We start from the raw sequence: 18,347 nt of genomic DNA on the forward strand, positions 1-18,347 counted from the left end.
CATTATAAGATTTCAAAAATAGCAATATCCCCTTGCTCTACTGTCTTGCCAACCAGACCATAAACCATTTGCGTTTCATTTGTTTTTGGATCTGTCCTACTTACTACATTATTGGTCATCACCAATCGGATTTTATCCTTATTGTTTAAGACTTTTACAATTCTAGTTGCTTTATCAGTTAAGGATTTTTCTGGCGTCTGATCAATAGTTGCTACTTTTAGACTAAAAACAATGTACTTAACATTATTTAATTTTAAAACAGTTAAAAAATCATCTGGATTTTTTAATCTATTGCTAACGCGATCAAATATATTGAGTTGAGAATCTTCATAAACTCTCAAATTACTGTTTTTTATGTGATAGTCCATATATGTCCCAACTCGATAAATATTTTTAGAAACATCACTATTCAGAACCTTGGCCGCAGGGTATATTATTGATCTTGAATTATTGAAATTTGTATTTGTTATAAAATGATTGGAATAATGACTTATAAACGGTTCGAAAAAAACATTACTTAGTTGACTTATATTATTATTGCTATTAGAAAAATGTGCTACTAAATTTAGCACTAAAAAGATAGAGAATATAGCTTGAGCCCATTTTTTTAAAAAAGATTGTATTTCTTCAGAGACAAAAAGGGATATGTTTTCGTAATAATAAGCAATTAGCAAAGAGAATAATAACCAAATAATTAACGCGTAGTGTGGAATTCCATTCCCTAAAATCCACCAAAAAAAACCATAGGTCGTTGTAAATATCAAAACTAATTTAATAGGTCGGTTACACTTTTGCCAATTGTCTTTTGCACTCCAAGCAAAAAGTAAACAAAAAAGTATGAGGATACATAAAGTTAAGGGAAGTGTTATTTCTGAAAATATTCCATATAATGGTTGAGTGAGCTCACTAATGCTAGTTTGTATTTTTAGAAACGGCTCATAAATGGCTTTGCTTGTATCAAGAAAATCATTACTTGAATTTGGATAAAAATGGGTTAGGTAATCCGAAATATCAAGTGTAGCACCTTTAGAGGCCATTGCAGCCTTCCAACTCAGTAAAAGAATACCCCCTAAAACAAAAAGAGCAACACTGTTTTTTAAGCTAAATATGTTCTCCTTTTTTAAGTATAACATAAATAATGGAAGGAAAAGTAAAAATAAAAAACCAATGTCCACTCCTCTTTTATTTGGAATGTTGACACCCATACTTACATCATACGGTAGTGATAAATATCTATTTAACCCTGTCTCATACCCTAAGTATCTTAGTATCTCTTCGCGTTTACCCGTACTATTATTAATATCTTTTCTGGTATTTTTGCGTTGTTTTTTTATTCTTTCTAATTGATATAGGAAACTCTTATCATCAACAATTGTAACATGTTCTTCTCCGCCAAGATATTCAATTAGTCTAGCTTTATCCTCACTGGATATTTTAGTAGGAATATCATTTTTAGCTAAAAATGAATAATCATATTTAAAAGAATCATTGGTATCTTTTCCGTAGAGTAATGCTTTACTAGAGATATGCCCTGTCTCAATACTATTTTTAATTGTCCAAGGCATAAAACTCAGCATCATAAAAAGGGAAATAATGAACATATTTTGAAGTACAAGGTATCCTTTTGCCCAATCCAATTTTTTGAAGTAAAAAATAAATATTCCAAGTCCTAAAAACGCAAAAACTCCAGCAATAGTATATCGATCAATAGCAGAAATCTTCAAATACCCAAAAGAATCTATTTTCAATAGAAATAGTAAAGATAAAGTTGTGAGCATAGTTCCTATATACGCCTTGATGCCGCCCCATTGATAAATAAGCAGTAAAACAATACCAATAATTAGCAATAAACCAAGATATTTAATTCCTAGCGCAAAGCCCATGAGTAGCCCCAAAAGACTATAAAAACAGGTAGCATTTTTATTTTTTATTGAAAAATCATAGAGTATGGATTTGCCATATTTTAGGAAGAAAATAATAACAGATATACAGATAAAAAGAAAACTAAGATCTACCTTTTCATCAACGAAATTATGAAAACTAATAGCAGGGAGTGTGTAAAAAATAGCTATTCCTATCCAAGTAGCATTTTTACTTAAAAAAACACGTCCTAGATGGAACATAGCCCACATAACAAGTATCCCCATACTATGAGATAGAAAAATAGAAAATGCCATATTCCCATACAGTAAAGGACCTAAGCTTGTAAATAATGACCAATTATAGGCTTGCCCTCCTTTTAATAAATGTTGAGCGTCAATTAAGTTTTTTGTTAGATTTTGATATAACCCAGCTCCATCATAACCAAGGGGAAAAACTTTTAACGTTCCCACCAAATTAAAAGCTGTAAAAATTAAAATTATACTAATAACAGCAAAGGTCCAAAAGGATACATTTTTAGTGTTGATAGGATTCCAAAAAACATATATCACAAACGACCAACAAGCCTTTCGTTGCCATATCAATAACAGGGATAATATGGGGATGATTACCCAAGTTTGTAAGAAACTTATAGCAGCCAATCCCATTAATAAAAGCGTGAGTATTGCCATTCCTAGAGCAATTCCAAGTACTAGTATATGATGACCATTTAATATCTTTTTAAATGGATAAAGCAGTTTGTTTCCAGTTGCGAAGCAGCATAAGAAAATTAAAAATGTACCAAGGTGAAGAGCAATGTTATTCACCAAAAACAATCCTTGCTGTTTAAATAAAAAATCATTGGTTATGGATGCTTCTTTAGCAAAACTTGTATAAATAATCAGTAATGCTAGTAGAAGAAGAGTATATATTTTCCATCCTCTCCATTTAAAATGCCTCTTAGATAATAAAAAGAAAATACCTATCGAAATAAGAATTAGAATAACAATTGTGTAAATATAGGGAGGATGCGTAGCCGCATAGAAATAAGAGGGGTGGTGTATAAGGTAATTGATAAGCACCCAAAGCGTCCATAAAATTAATCCAAACTTAAAAAAAAGTGCTTTCTTTTTACCCCCTAACATTACTAATTTGTTTTAGGTCTTCTTGAGACTAATAGTAATTGCTCTGGCGTAAGTATTTCTGATTTTATGTGTTGCACCATTTGTTTTTTAATTTTGGTCCAAGAGGTTTGATCTTTAAAAACAGTTATTTCTATATCGTCCGCTAGTGCATTAATTTGATCAATTTGTTCTTCAGTAAGCGGGGCTTTAGGATGATTAGATCTTGTCAATAAATGATCCATCAAGGCATCCATGTCTGGATATTTTGGTGGCTTGACAGTAGTATTAATGATAACATTAATTGTTTTTTCTTGCGGCTTTGTTTCTGTTTTTCTAATTTCTTTAGAAGCTGCATTGTCTATGGTATTCGTACTGCTTGCACTGCTTGTTGTGGTGCTATTTGTTGCGGTATCCTCTTTTTTTTTATCACAGCTCATAATTAACAGTGCTGATAGTAGTAATAACTTACTGTAAAATATTTTTTTCATAAAGCTGATTTTTGTGGCTCAATCCAATACCATTAGAAATAGTATTGATGCAAAATACTGAATTATTGTCATTGATACCCGAGTAAACTAATCAAAAATCTTTTTACGTCATAGTGATACAAGAATTCAAGAATTTAAAGTGTTGGAATTATGCTTTTAGCGCAATCTAAAGCATGTGTCATTGTTATGGTTTATTTTATTTCTAATAGGGCAGCACAATTTTTTATGTATTCATCAGGCACTTTTATTTTCAAAAACTCAAATAAATACTTCCGTAGGATATACAATGAACCTTTTAGAAGTACATGTTAAATCACAGTTTTACAAGGGTTTATTTCGCTTTCGCGAAAGCAAAAAAAACATCCATCATGTCTTTATGATGGTTTATATTGATCCTATTTTGTACATGACATGCACTGTTTTAAAAGATGATAACTCATTAATTATTGTTACTATTGTAAGTTGAAAACACCTTGTGTATAAGGGTAATATTTCCACATATGATATGGCTATCCTCTTTTCCGCGATCTGGAAATACTTTTTTTAGAAATATTCTTTTCGAAGTCTATGGGATCCCATCGGGCTATTATCATTTAGGGAAAAAGAAAAAGTTAGATTCAGATTTTGCTTCATTTGCAGTGGTTAAAACACATCTGTTGCCCCATCAACTTCCCAAAGAATATCAATCGGTAGCATCAATTTATTTAATACGTGACGGGCGTGATGCTTGCGTTTCTTTAGCGCATCACCGAAAAGAATTAAAAAAAATAAAGAAAAATTACTTTCTCACCCTTTGTGAAGTTATTTTAGGAATAGGAGGGAGTTTCTCAGGAGGGTGGTCTAGGCATGTAAAGGAATGGGGAAATAGCGCAACCATTATAATTAAATATGAAGATTTAATAAAGGATCCAATTGCGCAAGTGGAGCGTTTAAGAAGTATTATGCACCTCCCAGAACCTCAAACAGAAAAATTACCAACATTTCAATCGCAAAAAAAAGGGCTTTCCCAATACGGTAATGGAGACACGACCAATGCGTCTATTAAAAAAGATGAGGCAAACAAATTTTATCGTAGGGGAATAGTAGGTTCTTATAAAGATGAGATGCCTATACTTTTGCAGGCATTGTTCTGGTTGAAACATAGCAAACAAATGAAAGCCTATGAATATTACAAAAATAAGTAGATGCTTTGGTTGACATCTTTTCCTACGGAGATTTTATAGCATCACTCAATGTCAGAATGTATTTTTTATGCATTAGATGTATAGGGGGAAACAGAAATAATAGAAAAGAAGGGCTAATTTTTTTTAGACATTCTCAGAGTTTAGGTCTTGTAAGAAGATAAATTGCTGGGATCTCAATAAAATGACCAGAGTTCACTAGTATATTTGTTTTTAGGGATGTTTCTTGCATAGAAAGAAACTCATATTTTTCCTCTGGAAACCAAGTAAGTAGTTCTTTTTTTGATACTCCTAATGGAGGGAAATTACTAGACAATGTATTCTCTAATGTTTGAGGTATTTCAGGATGATTCTGTACAAGATCAGATATGAAATCCCTGATATTTGGGGCCGTCTCAATCATAAATATTGTACCAAGTTGCCCCAATAAAATTTTTAAATTATGAACAAAGGATGTTCGATGTATATATGGAATTTGATGGAGTACTCCCCGCATATAAATATTTGAATCTCCTACTTTCTTATGAAGTTTTAGGCATGCTTCAGTGTCGAGCATATCCATTACTTCAAATCTAAGCCCCAGTTGGTTGGTTGGTTTACTTGTAGAAAGAATCGCTTTTTTAGAAACATCAATACCTGTTATATTATTGTAGTGTTGGCTCAGATACAAAGTCTGTGTACCTGTACCGCATCCTATATCAATAAGATGCAGAGAAGTGTTAAAGTATGGTTTAAATAGAGAGAAGTCTTTTTTGACAGCACGTGAGGGCTCTACATCCCAAAGTGCGGGTATTTTACTTGCATTTAATTGCCTATAAAGCTGGTCCCAATATAATCCACTCTTCATTTGTTTTGACATACTTTAGATATTTAGAACTTCCTGAGGGTTATAAAATTCAAGATAAAATTATAAGAATATTGGTTCTACCAAGCCTACTTCTTTGACGTCTCTACTTACGCTATGACTTCCTAATAGTTTATTGAGTGTTTCAAATCTACCTGTCATATTGGATTGGGCTAGAATGAGTAATAATTCCTGCTCACTAAAGGAGTGAATAATTTTTTGGCCCAATTTGAATAAATGGTCAGGGATTTGTTTTGAAGGATATGCTAATATTTTGAATATTTTTAAGCGTTTATTGTATTCTTGAGCAAATGTGTTTTTATAGAATTCCTTTCTATGTGGTTTTTTTAAACTGTTGCTAATTGCCCATGCAGCTAAATATCCCCCATACATGGATACGGGTACCCCTTCAGAGCTGATAGGGTCTACAAAAGCGGCTGCGTCACCAGCAAGAAAACAGTTGTCTAATACCAACTTTGTAGATTGGTACGCATAATCTCTAATTGATTTTACAGAACCTGGTATAAGAGTACTCTCTGATAGCATATTTCCTACCAAGGGAATTCCTTTACTAAACAAATCAAATCTTTCTTCTAGTGTTGTACCTCCTGTCTTAAAACGTGGTTGGTGTTTGTTAGATAAAATGATTCCAACACTCACTTTCTCTCTTAACATTATTTTCCAACTCCATCCCCAATTTCCAATTTCGGATACCGCAGTCATTCCACCATTTTCATATCGCTCTTCAAAGCTTCTTACCTTTAAATTTTTGTCGTAGAAATAGCTTTTATCAAAATACCCCCAGACAGCTTGAAACCCAAAATCCTTATCGAAGACTCGAGTTCGACGCTGTTTAGAAAAAATGGCCTGTTGTCCTGAGGCGTCAATTACATATGTTGCTTTAATTTGCGAAGGCTCTTGATTTTTAGTGTGGGTGTATTTGACAATTGCTTCCTGAGGATTAGAAGTGTCTATTGAAGTCACTTTCATTTCTTCTAAAACATTAGCTCCCAATTTTCTCACTTTGTTGAGGAGTATTTCATCAAAACGATCTCTTTCTACATGAAGTGCTTTTCTATCAATACCAAAAGATTTAAAAGAAACGGTTTTAACTTTTCCTCCCCAAGATACCACACCTCCTGTTTTTTGTAAAAAGCCTTCATTTTCTATATCCTCAGAAGCATCTATGAGGTCTGTAAATTTCCAAAATGTTGGGATAAGGCTTTCACCAACTGTATTTCTTGGAAATTTTTCTTTTTCTAAAACGACTACATTATATCCCTTTTTTGCGAGTATTCCTGAAGCAATAGAACCGGCGGGACCTCCTCCTATTACAACTACATCACATTTACTGGGGGTGTTTGTATTCATATTGTTTTTTTAAAGTCAAAGGCTTCTTAAAATTAAGTTTTTTTGAATTTCAGAAGTACCTGAATATATCGTAGAAGATTGAGCATCTCTTAATGATCTTGCAATATCTGAATTTTTTATATAACCACTTGCACCATATATCTGTAATATATTTGAGGTTGCATTTTTATATAATTCACTCACATATAATTTAGCCATTGATGCGGCAGTATTTGCTTTTAAATTATTATCTATGAGAAAAGCGGCTTTGGCAATTAAGAGTTTTCCAGCTTCGACGGTTGTTCTTATATCGGCAAGTTTATGACCTATGGATTGGTGATGTATAATGCTTTGATTTGAAATTTTTCTCTCTTTTACAAATACGACAACTTCATCTAGTAGTCGTTGCAAGGTGCCAATATGAATTGCACTCAGGCCAACACGTTCCCACATCATTGACTTTGTAAATTGTACTGTCCCTGCACCTTCTTTACCGATTAGTGTGGAGTTTGGTAGCTCTGAGTCCTTAAAAGTGATATCACCCATCAATGCCGTTCTAAGACCCATCTTTTCAATTTTATCGCTTGTCTCAAAGTATTTTTTTTCAAGTATAAAACTACTTATGCCTCCTAGTGCTCCTTTTTGCTCATTTGTCATTGCATATACGACGGCTAAGTCTGCAACAGGTGCATTTGTACAATAATTTTTTTCTCCGTTAAGGATGTATCCATTTTTTACTTTATGTGCAATGCTACTCATCTTAAAAACGTCAGAGCCACTTTTTTGTTCCGTGATTGCATTAGTGGCTATCCAAGAGCCACCACATAGCATGGGCAAATATTCTCTTTTCTGTGTTTCAGATCCATATTTCAAAATGGGAATAGTACATGCTAACAGGTGAGCACCTATGGAAAAGCTCAAGCCATTATCAGTGCATCCGTACCCTAATGCCTCTAATGCTATAACCATATGTTGAAAATCCAATCCTCTTCCTCCATACATTTCTGGAATACAAAGGCCTTGTAATTTTAGATCACCACATTTTTTCCATAGCAACCTGTCAAATGTCTCATTTCGATCTCTATCTTCTACGCCCGCATTGAGTTCTGATTGAGAAAAAGCTATGATCTCCTTTTTTAAAGTAATTTGCTGTTTAGTTAGTATATAGGTCATAGTTTTGATAAGCTTCGATAATCTACTTTGTGTGAGCTTGTTCTTGGAATTGAAGATAAACAAACAAACCTATCAGGAAGCATGTATTTTGGGATAAGTTTGAGACAATGTTTATTCAGTTCTAATATCTGCAATTCTTTTTTATGCTTTTCTTGAAGTTGATAAAAAGCACTTATTTTAATTATTCCTTCATTGTTATGAGTTGTGACAGCTACTTCAGATATGTTGGGATGTTTATGAAGTGCAGATTCTATTTCTGCTAACTCTATTCTGTACCCATTTTTTTTCACCATTCTATCTTTTCGGCCAATAAATACATAATTACCCGATTCATCTAACAGTACCCAATCACCTGTTTTGTACCATATTTTATTTTCATCATCTTTTATAAAAGTATCTTCATTTTGAGTACTATTGTTCCAATAACCTGGAGATACAGATGAGCCTCTTATAAGTAGCTCTCCTTCTTTGGTCAAAGAAGGAGTAGTTTTCTTATTGTATATTTTTGATTTCACATAAGGACAAGGTTGGCCTATGGGGATTACACATTGTTTTCTATCGATCACGCTTGGAATTTTGTAGTATGTTACGACATTGGTTTCTGTAGGTCCGTAGAAATTATAAAAATCTCCAGTTGTCCATTTTTCCTTTATCTCAATGAGTGATTCTATGTTGAATACTTCTCCTGCGAATAGTACATGCTTTATTGAAGTATGATTAAATCGTTCTATCTTACCAAATTTCAACATTAATTTTAGAAAACTTGGGGTAGCATATAATACGGAAATTTTTCGTTGCTCTATCAATAAAGATATCATTCTTGGGTTTCGAGAGGTAGCTGCATCTATGAGGACTAGATGAGCTCCATTCATCATGCTTACATAGAGATCAAATACCGATAGGTCAAAGTGATAAGGAGCTATAGATGAAAATACATCTTCATGATTTATATCTAGTAATTTATTGGACCAATTTATAAAGCTTATTATATTCTCATGAGTGATCATTACTCCTTTTGGGGTTCCTGTAGACCCCGAAGTGTATAGAATGGTGGCGAGATCACTAGGCTGTTCAAGTAGATTTTTATTTGAAGTCTTTGTGATTAAGACCAACCCGTCTAAAGGGACATCTATTTGGATAGTATATGTTTTTAGATAGGGTTTTAAAGTATCAAGCAACGCTTCTTCAATAATGATTGCTTTTGGTTGTGCGTTATCAATAATAAAGGATATTCGTTCTGAAGGTGATTCAGCATCTATAGGTACATATACAGCTCCAGATTTTAAAATCCCAAAAATAGAGATGGTCGCATGAATTGTTTTTTTAGATAGCAGACCAACCCTAACACCTTCTCTTATTTCAATAGCATTGAGAACATCTTGTAAAAGAGAAGTTTTTTTATATAATTCATTGTAAGTAATAGAATTATCAGAGGTGTCAGATAGTGCGGTATTAGTAGGATACATAGTAAAACCAGTATACAATATGTCCTGTATGCTACTCATCTATAGGATTTTAGAAGCTAAGGGGTTTACAACACAATGTTTACTTTTACTATTGACAAGCCAATCAATATTATCCTTGGATGGTGGGATTCCCCATGGATTTTTGATCGTATATGAAACAGAGTAACGCTTTGATTCTAAGTAGTGATCTGTTATTAATTTTTTAGTTTCCGCAGCTATGATTTTTGGCAAATCAATCCAAGGAGTGATCTTTCCCGATGTTGTATTTTTTTTACTTTCAAGAAGATCTGTAGTGTTTAAAACAGTGTTTTTTATATCGTTACAAATCTCATGTACATTGTATTGAAACTCATAAGAATCTTCTGGTATCCAACTAGGTTTTGGAGAAATTAATAAGTTGTATTCAATAATTTCGCGTAAGAGAAGTTTTTCGTCATTAGATTGACAACAATTATGTTTTTCACACAATGCAGTATAAAAATCATGAATGAAGTTTTTTAGAATAGTAATATTGTTTTCTTTAAACCCTGTTTTTTGATTGGTTTTGAACCAAATAGAATGGCTAATTGCCATCATGTATTGATTGTCATCTACACCAAACTTATCAATGAAGTATTTAAATGTCTTTCTTAATTCAGAGAGAAAATTCTGATAATTTTCATTAGATGAAAGCAAGTCATCATTGTTAATAACATCATTCATGAAAAGGAATATTTCCTTATTAGAAATATCATACTTGGATAAAAAGTGATTGGTAAGCTGCCCCAAATTATGATTATGAAGGAAATGAACAATACCCATAAAGTATCTAGCGCTTTTCATGTCCTCTACGCTTAATGAAGGATTACTCATTACCGTACAATCATAATAGTCAGATTTTTCGTCATCGGGTATATGGTCTGTAATAACATCAGCTGTGGTCAAAAGACCTAATTGCTCTTTTTTATCATAAAATTCAGTGCCTGGTATCAATACTAATTGATGTATCTTCAATGACGGGACTAGAGTGTTTGTGACAATGTGAATTCCATTTAGGAAATCTTCTAATGACTCACCAGGTAAACCAATAATGATATCCGTATATGTGTCGATATTTCTTTTATCAGCACTTCGTATGAGATTCATGAATTTATGTGGAGACATGGAGTATCGTTTAGAAAACTCCTCAGCTTCTGAAGTTACAGTTTGAAGGGCAATAGTGGTTGCACTTGAGATACCTCCTTTTTGGAAGATAGAAGCTATTTCTAAGACCCTATCACTACTATTTTTTGCCCAATTCACACCTATAGATTTAAATGGTGAGCCTTTTTGTTTATTTATATCTACAATAATCTCGGCAATTTTTGCGTCACTTGGAAAAATCCCAAAATTGGCATCAGCTAACCAAAAAGCCCTGACTCTATTTTCGGCAAAAAATTCCATTTCCTCTCGTACTCTTTCAAGTGACATCCGATACACTTTTGAGTTTCCATTTCCCCAATAACAAAATGCACACCTGTAAGGGCAACCTCTATTTGTCTCATAAAAGACAGGTGAGGGTTTAGGTTGAATAACCCCAGTTAAATAGGGTGATGGCACGTCATCTAATCTATTAATTCTATGGCCAATATTTGGGCGTACTATTTCCCCATCTGGATCTCTAAAGACGCAATTTTTTGAATTGAGAAATAAGTCTTTATCTTGAACTAGAGCAAGACATATATCAGCAAATGCAGGTTCACCTTCTCCTTCTACAAGGCAAGATACGATAGCAAATTTTTTAAGTATTTCTTCTCCTTGTTTACCTGAACAATTTGGTCCGCCTATGAGTATTTTAGGTAATTTTTCTTGCCTTGATAATAGGTTGAGGGTATCACATATTTTCTTGTGATTCCATGAATAGTCTGAAATTGCTATCAAGTCAGCATCTAACTCGAGTATGTCATTTACAATTTTAGAAACGGGAATTTTTCTTGTATATTCAAGAATGTGAAATTCTACATTTTTTTTCACTTCTTCTATTTTACTAGCATATGCTACTAGCAATCCCAATTGATAGGGAGGAGAAGGATAATAGGACTTGAAGTCCAATAAGATGATTTTTTTTTTTGTCATAGTAGGTTGCTAGCCTTTTTTTGTGATAATAAAATTGGATAGCGTAGAAATAGTACTTAGATTTTCTTTATCAACTTCATGTGCTTCAAATTGCACATCAAAGTTTTCTTCGATGAAGTCCACTATTTCTAATGCGGAAATGGAATCAATGATGCCGCTTACTAATAATTGGGTATCTGAGGTTAATGAATCGGGATCACCATCAAAAAAATTCTTTGTAATGTATTCTTTTAATTTATTTTCAATTTCAGTTTTCATTCAGCTTTTTTTTATTAATCTCTAAATATAGTGCATTAGCTATTAATTCATGCCCTTTGGTATTAGGATGATTGTCCCACTCGGCTATTTTTAGGAGATCATGATCATAGTTTAAATAGGCATCTCTGATATCATAATAATGAATCTTATTTTTCTTGATTAATTGCTCTATGTTATTCAGGTTGTTGGTTTTATTTTCTAGGCTAGGAAATAAAATTAATGAAAAATCTATGCCTTTTTCTGAGCACTTTTGTTTGAGATGATTTAAACACCAATTGATTATTTTATTTCCTCGCTTAATTTTTTCCTTTTCTTTAATGTTAAGGTCAAAACTTAAATTTTCCTTTTCAATGAAGATAACTAATTCACGTAGCCAAGGGCTATTTTTAAATATATTTTCTAGATTTTCTTTACTTTCAGTTTGCTCTTTGATCCATCTCAAGGTTTTTTGGAAATGCAAGACCTCTCCTTCGTGCATGCCTAATAAAACATGAGTAGGTTCAAAATCCTTTACTTGTTTGTTAAATTTTTCAATATTTCTGATTATTGAAGATCCCGATATGGAAAAATTTAAAACTTCATAATTGGGGTCACTAGCTTTTTTATTAGCATTAAGTGAATTTTCAATCAAATTTTCAAATACTTCATTATTTTCTACACCAGTGCCCATTTCTAAAGATCCTCCGAGAATAGCAATTCTTACTGTGTTTTTAGGTCTTTTTTTGGAGTATTCTTTGTCTCTCATTCCCCAGCTATTAGTTGACAAATGCGCATCTTTGAATACGATCTCAGCATTTGGTTTTAAATTAATAAATAGGTCTTCTCGGACCATAATTCCTGTTTTATTCAGTTGAACCCAGTTTGCTGATTTTCCGGATTCATTTTGCCATGCCTGAGAGTTAAATTGGTCACCACTTAATATCTCTTCGTAATATCCTCTAGATTGACGTTCGGTGTCACTTTTGTTTAATTGATGCGTGACATAATTATATAATGTAACTTGATTCTTTGTAGATAATAGATTCCCTGCAAATGAGGTTGTAATGAACAACCCTCCTATTAAAAAACCAAATTTGAGGATATCTTGACCCCTTGAAATAAAATCAAAAAGGGAATTCATTTTTTTGTTTTCGTACATCCAGATACCTAAGGCAAGTGGGAATACTATTAGTAAAAGTATAAGCAGTACAATGCCTATTTCAATGATTGGTGAATTTTTTATTTTTGTCAAAAGATTAATCCAATCAGAAAAAGATGGGCTGTTGTAAAGATTATAAATAAGAGCAATAACTACATTTGTAAAAATAATTTGAAGTGCTCTAGTAAATGCAAATTTCCAAGTTTTGATGTTTATCTTGGATATTTTTGTTTTACCTCTATTTTTAGTTTGATATATTACCGCAATTAAGACAAGGATGCATAATATTGTCCAAAATATTATTTCAGGCCCTCTTACAGAGAACTCTCCCAAGATCCAAAACCACTGGTACGAGTGTAAAAACCAATTAAAAAAGAAAGTTAGTATGGTGCCAATAGTGAGCGCTAGAACAATACTTTTTTTTCGAAATTTAAAGTAAATAGGATAGTAAAATATTTTTACCATAAAGTCTTTCCAATAGATATTTACCCGTCTCCAATAGTCATCAAAACCATGTGATAAAAACATATAATTAAAAATATCAGGTAAATTAAAGCCAAATAGCCGTAGAATCCCTACAATAATATTTAGTATTCCATTTAATCTTATTAGAAACAAATATGAGATCATGATGTAGTAAAAAAACATAAGAGCTCCATCTACCTCACTTAATAATGGCAAGAGATAATAGATCACACGATAGAATAACAACTGAAATAAACCAAGGAGGATCAGGTTAACGCCTCGTTCGTATATTTTTGTGTCTTGATCGTCGTAATAGGTACTATTAAATGCTTTAAAGTCAATAATAGGGAAAATAGGAAAGCTATAATTGGGTAGGGTAAAAAAATACGAAAGCGATTGCCAAACGGAAGGTTTTTTCTTTTGGTATTTTAGTTCATGTAAGTATAGAATGATTCTAAACATAAACATGACCCCAAGCAAGCTTACAAATTTTGAGCCTAAAGCAATCTCCCCAACAAAACTAGTCTTTTTGATGATATATTGACAAAAGGCTAAACCCATTCCCAAAAAGATAACCAGCAATTGTCTAATTGTTATGGAAAAAGGTAAGTGGCAAACACCTATCAATGCTAGTGCTATACCTATAAGAGTAAACGCTTGAGCCGTAGAAAAAAAATAAAAAATAGGGACTAAAGAGGCTATAAAAAAAAAGAAAAGTCTATATGACACTGGTAATAAGGCATTCACAATAAATGCTATACATACAATTACCATCATTGTTGGTAACTGTAAATCACCTTCAATATCAAATCCGTCAACCATCCAAGTAGCCAAAAAGATCAAACTAAAATTCTTTGTCAAGGAAAATATTTTCTCCCTATCAAAAGAATTTCCATTCATTTCTATGACTTGCTTATTTAATTTGGACGTAAATAACTTTACCATTTGATTCATGAAAAATAAGGATGGTCGATGCTGTTTTACTTAGTATTATTTTTGGGTAAGTACATAAAAGCAATCAGTTCTTTCAGATAAGACTAAGTATCTACACAACACTTCTTCCTTTTATAATGTATATTTGTAATTTCGATAAATATAGAGAACTTTCATGATTTGGTTAGCATCTTTTCCTAGATCTGGGAACACTTTTTTTAGAAATATTCTTTTTGAGGTGTATGGCATTGAATCTAGCGAGTTTCATATGGAATCGGATAAAAAAGTGCTTAAGAATTTTTCTTCTTATCCAGTAGTTAAAACACACTTATTGCCTCATCAACTCCCCAAGGACCTCCAATCTATGAAGTCTGTATACTTAATTAGAGATGGTCGAGATGCTTTAGTTTCTATTGCCCACCATAGAAAAGACATTATTGCTCCAGGTTCTAATTATTATAAAAATTTGGCTGAAGCTATTCTAGCCAGAGGCGGTAGTTTTTTTGGAGGTTGGTCTGTAAATGTCGAAAAATGGGTAAACAAAGCAGATCTTGTGATTCGCTATGAGGATTTAATTAAAGACCCTGTAGGACAAGTAGAACGACTCAGAGAAATAATGGAACTTCCTGTACCTAACCTAAAAAAACTACCCACGTTTGAATCTCTTAAAAAAGGAACACCACAGTATTTTGGGAGTGGAGGAAAAAAAATAGAAAATACAGCACAAAAAGCAGAACGTACCAATAAATTTTTTAGGAGAGGAATAGCCGGATCTTACAAAGATGAAATGCCAAAGATATTTCAGATGCTATTTTGGTTAAAAAACAAAAAACAAATGAAAGCAAATAAGTATAGTTGATTAACAATTTGTTTATGAAAATTGCTATTCTCGCCGACGCTCTAGATAATCAAAATGCAGGTATTCACGTTTACACTGAGGCGTTGATTAAAGAGTTATTAAAAAGAAATGACGGACATGAATACATACTCGTTCGCCATAAAAATAAAAAAGATACTGAGCTATTGGGTATACAGCAAATCGTAATTCCCACTAGTAGCCTGCCCATAGGATTTGCATCACTCAGATTATTTTTTTTGATTCCCTACTTGCTTACAAAGCAAAAAGTAGATGTGGTTTTTGAACCTGCTCATTTTGGCCCTTTTAATTTACCAAAAAGAATAAAACGGGTTACATTTATACATGATCTTACCCCTATATTATTTCCAGAATATCATCGTTGGCATGGTCAAATATTACAACGTATATTTTTGAAACGGATACTTAAGAACACGCATTTGATTTTTACAAATTCTAAAAACACGAGCAAGGATTTAGAGCATTATTATCCATCTGCCAAAGGTAAAAACAAGACGCTTTTATTAGGAAAAGATCCTGCTTTTAAACCCTCTAAAAATAATGATGTTATTCATAGTTTTGGTATCAAATTACCTTATTTTTTATGTGTAGGAACCATAGAGCCCCGTAAAAACTTAGTGCGTTTACTCAAGGCGTATAGCCTTTTCATGAATGAAACCCATACACCACACAATCTTATATTTGTAGGGAGTTTAGGGTGGAAAACTGAGACTTTTGAAAAACAACTAGCAAAACACCCTTACAGAGATCAAATCCAACTATTGGGCTATGTAAAGAAAGAAGATTTGCCAACAATCTATACCCATGCACGTGCCTTAATATACCCTTCTCTATATGAGGGTTTTGGTCTTCCCGTATTAGAGGCATTGGCTTGTGGGACTGATGTCATTTGCTCAAATACCTCTAGTCTGCCAGAAGTAGGAGGAGAGGTCGCTCACTACTTCAATCCAGAATCTGTTGCTGAAATAAAAAATCAAATGAGTAAAGTGTCTCACTTTTCAGTATCTCAACAAAAAACAAACTGTCAAAAAAACATAGCACATGCACAGCTGTTTTCGTGGAAAAAACATGCCGATGCTTTTATGAACACTATCGAGGTATTGATGACCGATCGACTGTAGTGTAATGAAGTTCATATTACAAAATTAACCCCCTCTGTATTAAGTGCTATGATGATTTTTCTGTATTACGCTTTCGCGAAAGCATATGAAAAAGGACTAAAAAATGAATTGATGACAAATAATAAGATCAATGTTTTTACGCCAAATGTACATCTCCGATAAGACTTACAATTTCTTTTGTTTTTTGCAGTTTTGTTAAGAAAAACATAAGAATTCACTTTTATTTTTTTATGTTTGTTACTACTATTTATTGTTCCTATTGATTATTTAAGGTTAATTATTTTATAAATAGGTTATTAGGATATATTACTAGTTCACTACCATACACCTAACCATTGTTGAATTTATTAAATTCTATAAATTATGAAACTAACTAAACTGTTTTCTTCCTTGTTTTTAGTAGGAGCATTATTTTCTTGTTCTAACGATGAACCTATTAATGAAGATGCGATTTCTTTTGGTAGTTTCGATCTTGTGTCAGATTTAAGCACATATCAAGATTCATCACTTGGGATGTATAAGGGGGTATTTACCACAACAGATAGTCAAGATCGTGGTACTGTAGTAATTAAAGTAATCAATGGCCAGACGGCGGAAGCAACCATAACGTACCTTAACGGAATAGTTGAGTTTTATAAAGGAGCAGTACAACAAACTGAATTTACAGCGAAGGATGAAATGAATATAGTATTTAATTCTATTAATTCTAGATCTTCTTCATTTGTTTTTAACGTAGATGACGATGGATCTAATCCAAGTACTACGGAGGTAATTTCAAATTCAAGAGCAGCTCTTATTACAGTAGTAAAAGAAAATACACGAGATGCTGTTGTGCCACTTACAGGAACTTTTGTTACTGACCAAGCAAGTGTAGCAGATGCAAGTGGTACTTGGAGTATTATATTTAATACTGGTACAGGACAAGGTAATGACACAGATATTACAACGCAGACAATCTTTAATACTGTAGATTTAGGTTCATTGACTGGTAGTAGCCAAAGCGGTTGTGTCGTTGATGGAGATGTGACAATATGTGACATACAAGGAATGTATACTTCACAAGGAATTGAAATTACATGGAATGGAACACACTTATACACTACAGCTGTAAATTGTTCTTCAACTTCAGGAACATGGAGTACTTTAAATGGTTTTTCAGGAACATTTATTTCGGATTCACAATGCCTTCTTGCTTCTTGTGAAGGAATGCTCAATACGTTTACTGGTGCTGCTGGGGGTGAAATTTTTGATAATAATTTCTTAAACTCAACGGCTACAAGTACAGCCATGGGTACTATAGGTGTAGATGCAGATATTGATAATGTAACGATTAATATCACACATAGTTTTGTTGGTGATCTAGATATTTCATTGGTCTCTCCTGAGGGAACTACACTTGATCTAAGCTCAGACAACGGTGCAGGAGGTAACAACTACTCAATGACTGAGTTTAGAGATGGAGCTCCTAATATTACAACCAGTGGAGCTCCGTTTACAGGATCGTTTCAATCAGAGGGGGGTACTTTTGCTACTACGTTTAACGGAGAATCTGTTTCTGGTGATTGGTTGTTAAGTATATTTGATGATTCAACGGGGGATACAGGAACATTAAATAGCTGGTCTATTGGTTTTTGTGATGAGAATATTGTAAATAGCCCTGAGTCTCCTGTCGATAGGACTGCTGAGATGAAATTCAAAAAAGAAATGGAAGGCCTAACCAAAAAAGAATATAAAAGACTTCAACAAGGAAAACCAATAAACTAGCTGACTAAGCTTTATATTTAAATTTAAAAAAGCTGCTCTTGTAAAGAGTAGCTTTTTTTGTTTTGTATGAATCGATTAAGATAAAAATGCTTCACTTTTCAGTATGTGAACAGAATGAATGTAGCTGTTAGATCTAATTTTTTGCTTTCGCGAAAGCGATTTTTTTATCTACCCTACGGGGATTTTTATTAAATTTAATACAAACTAATAC

At 33.0% G+C, this 18,347-nt stretch carries 13 protein-coding genes; 4 read left to right on the forward strand and 9 right to left on the reverse strand.

Going from position 1 to position 18,347, the window contains the following annotated elements:
• Nucleotides 1-2: 2 nt before the first annotated feature.
• A complete protein-coding gene (locus ACFO3O_RS10170; RefSeq protein ID WP_379978498.1) occupies nt 3-3,005 on the reverse strand; it encodes a hypothetical protein in 3,003 nt (1,000 codons plus the stop codon).
• Between the two features lie 2 nt (nt 3,006-3,007).
• Entirely contained in the window at nt 3,008-3,472 is a 465-nt protein-coding gene (locus tag ACFO3O_RS10175) for a hypothetical protein (RefSeq protein ID WP_379978499.1), read from the reverse strand.
• 500 nt (nt 3,473-3,972) lie between these two features.
• Here ACFO3O_RS10175 and ACFO3O_RS10180 point away from each other — a divergent pair, with 500 nt between their 5' ends.
• On the forward strand, nt 3,973-4,656 hold the full coding sequence (locus ACFO3O_RS10180; RefSeq protein WP_379978500.1) for a sulfotransferase domain-containing protein: 684 nt from the start codon (nt 3,973-3,975) through the stop codon (nt 4,654-4,656).
• 133 nt (nt 4,657-4,789) lie between these two features.
• Here ACFO3O_RS10180 and ACFO3O_RS10185 read toward each other — a convergent pair whose 3' ends face one another.
• Genes ACFO3O_RS10185 through ACFO3O_RS10215 form a run of 7 tightly spaced genes read right to left on the reverse strand, consistent with a single transcriptional unit; the run spans nt 4,790 to nt 14,395 of the window.
• Complete coding sequence (locus ACFO3O_RS10185) at nt 4,790-5,512, reverse strand: class I SAM-dependent methyltransferase (protein WP_379978501.1); 723 nt, start codon at nt 5,510-5,512, stop codon at nt 4,790-4,792.
• A 48-nt stretch (nt 5,513-5,560) separates the two neighbouring features.
• Nucleotides 5,561-6,868 (reverse strand): NAD(P)/FAD-dependent oxidoreductase, encoded by a 1,308-nt coding sequence (locus ACFO3O_RS10190; protein WP_379978502.1) that lies wholly within the window; start codon nt 6,866-6,868, stop codon nt 5,561-5,563.
• 15 nt (nt 6,869-6,883) lie between these two features.
• A complete protein-coding gene (locus ACFO3O_RS10195) occupies nt 6,884-8,020 on the reverse strand; it encodes an acyl-CoA dehydrogenase family protein (protein WP_379978503.1) in 1,137 nt (378 codons plus the stop codon).
• Complete coding sequence (locus tag ACFO3O_RS10200) at nt 8,017-9,525, reverse strand: amino acid adenylation domain-containing protein (protein ID WP_379978504.1); 1,509 nt, start codon at nt 9,523-9,525, stop codon at nt 8,017-8,019. The genes ACFO3O_RS10195 and ACFO3O_RS10200 overlap by 4 nt, the downstream gene beginning before the upstream one ends.
• Nucleotides 9,526-11,580: a radical SAM protein gene (locus ACFO3O_RS10205; protein ID WP_379978505.1), complete on the reverse strand. Its 2,055-nt coding sequence runs from the start codon at nt 11,578-11,580 to the stop codon at nt 9,526-9,528.
• Between the two features lie 9 nt (nt 11,581-11,589).
• Nucleotides 11,590-11,838: an acyl carrier protein gene (locus ACFO3O_RS10210; protein WP_379978506.1), complete on the reverse strand. Its 249-nt coding sequence runs from the start codon at nt 11,836-11,838 to the stop codon at nt 11,590-11,592.
• Nucleotides 11,828-14,395 (reverse strand): SGNH/GDSL hydrolase family protein, encoded by a 2,568-nt coding sequence (locus tag ACFO3O_RS10215; protein WP_379978507.1) that lies wholly within the window; start codon nt 14,393-14,395, stop codon nt 11,828-11,830. The genes ACFO3O_RS10210 and ACFO3O_RS10215 overlap by 11 nt, the downstream gene beginning before the upstream one ends.
• Nucleotides 14,396-14,549: 154 nt before the next feature.
• Between ACFO3O_RS10215 and ACFO3O_RS10220 the strand changes: the two genes are divergently transcribed.
• The 3 genes from ACFO3O_RS10220 to ACFO3O_RS10230 all read left to right on the forward strand — a co-directional run bounded on the left by ACFO3O_RS10220 (nt 14,550) and on the right by ACFO3O_RS10230 (nt 18,136).
• Nucleotides 14,550-15,233: a sulfotransferase domain-containing protein gene (locus ACFO3O_RS10220; protein ID WP_379978508.1), complete on the forward strand. Its 684-nt coding sequence runs from the start codon at nt 14,550-14,552 to the stop codon at nt 15,231-15,233.
• A gap of 14 nt (nt 15,234-15,247) precedes the next feature.
• Nucleotides 15,248-16,372 (forward strand): glycosyltransferase family 4 protein, encoded by a 1,125-nt coding sequence (locus ACFO3O_RS10225; protein WP_379978509.1) that lies wholly within the window; start codon nt 15,248-15,250, stop codon nt 16,370-16,372.
• Between the two features lie 363 nt (nt 16,373-16,735).
• Nucleotides 16,736-18,136, forward strand: coding sequence for a proprotein convertase P-domain-containing protein (locus ACFO3O_RS10230; protein WP_379978510.1), 1,401 nt, complete (start codon nt 16,736-16,738; stop codon nt 18,134-18,136).
• Nucleotides 18,137-18,347 lie beyond the last annotated feature (211 nt).

Origin of the sequence: Dokdonia ponticola, from assembly GCF_042653865.1 — a bacterium.
In the GTDB taxonomy this organism is placed as follows: domain Bacteria; phylum Bacteroidota; class Bacteroidia; order Flavobacteriales; family Flavobacteriaceae; genus Dokdonia; species Dokdonia ponticola.

What these genes read in the sequence shown, in the direction of transcription:
- ACFO3O_RS10170 (WP_379978498.1), bottom strand. Translation starts at nt 3,005, where the DNA reads ATGTTAGGGGGTAAAAAGAAAGCACTTTTTTTTAAGTTTGGATTAATT.
- ACFO3O_RS10175 (WP_379978499.1), bottom strand. Translation starts at nt 3,472, where the DNA reads ATGAAAAAAATATTTTACAGTAAGTTATTACTACTATCAGCACTGTTA.
- ACFO3O_RS10180 (WP_379978500.1), top strand. Translation starts at nt 3,973, where the DNA reads ATGATATGGCTATCCTCTTTTCCGCGATCTGGAAATACTTTTTTTAGA.
- ACFO3O_RS10185 (WP_379978501.1), bottom strand. Translation starts at nt 5,512, where the DNA reads ATGTCAAAACAAATGAAGAGTGGATTATATTGGGACCAGCTTTATAGG.
- ACFO3O_RS10190 (WP_379978502.1), bottom strand. Translation starts at nt 6,868, where the DNA reads ATGAATACAAACACCCCCAGTAAATGTGATGTAGTTGTAATAGGAGGA.
- ACFO3O_RS10195 (WP_379978503.1), bottom strand. Translation starts at nt 8,020, where the DNA reads ATGACCTATATACTAACTAAACAGCAAATTACTTTAAAAAAGGAGATC.
- ACFO3O_RS10200 (WP_379978504.1), bottom strand. Translation starts at nt 9,525, where the DNA reads ATGAGTAGCATACAGGACATATTGTATACTGGTTTTACTATGTATCCT.
- ACFO3O_RS10205 (WP_379978505.1), bottom strand. Translation starts at nt 11,580, where the DNA reads ATGACAAAAAAAAAAATCATCTTATTGGACTTCAAGTCCTATTATCCT.
- ACFO3O_RS10210 (WP_379978506.1), bottom strand. Translation starts at nt 11,838, where the DNA reads ATGAAAACTGAAATTGAAAATAAATTAAAAGAATACATTACAAAGAAT.
- ACFO3O_RS10215 (WP_379978507.1), bottom strand. Translation starts at nt 14,395, where the DNA reads ATGAATCAAATGGTAAAGTTATTTACGTCCAAATTAAATAAGCAAGTC.
- ACFO3O_RS10220 (WP_379978508.1), top strand. Translation starts at nt 14,550, where the DNA reads ATGATTTGGTTAGCATCTTTTCCTAGATCTGGGAACACTTTTTTTAGA.
- ACFO3O_RS10225 (WP_379978509.1), top strand. Translation starts at nt 15,248, where the DNA reads ATGAAAATTGCTATTCTCGCCGACGCTCTAGATAATCAAAATGCAGGT.
- ACFO3O_RS10230 (WP_379978510.1), top strand. Translation starts at nt 16,736, where the DNA reads ATGAAACTAACTAAACTGTTTTCTTCCTTGTTTTTAGTAGGAGCATTA.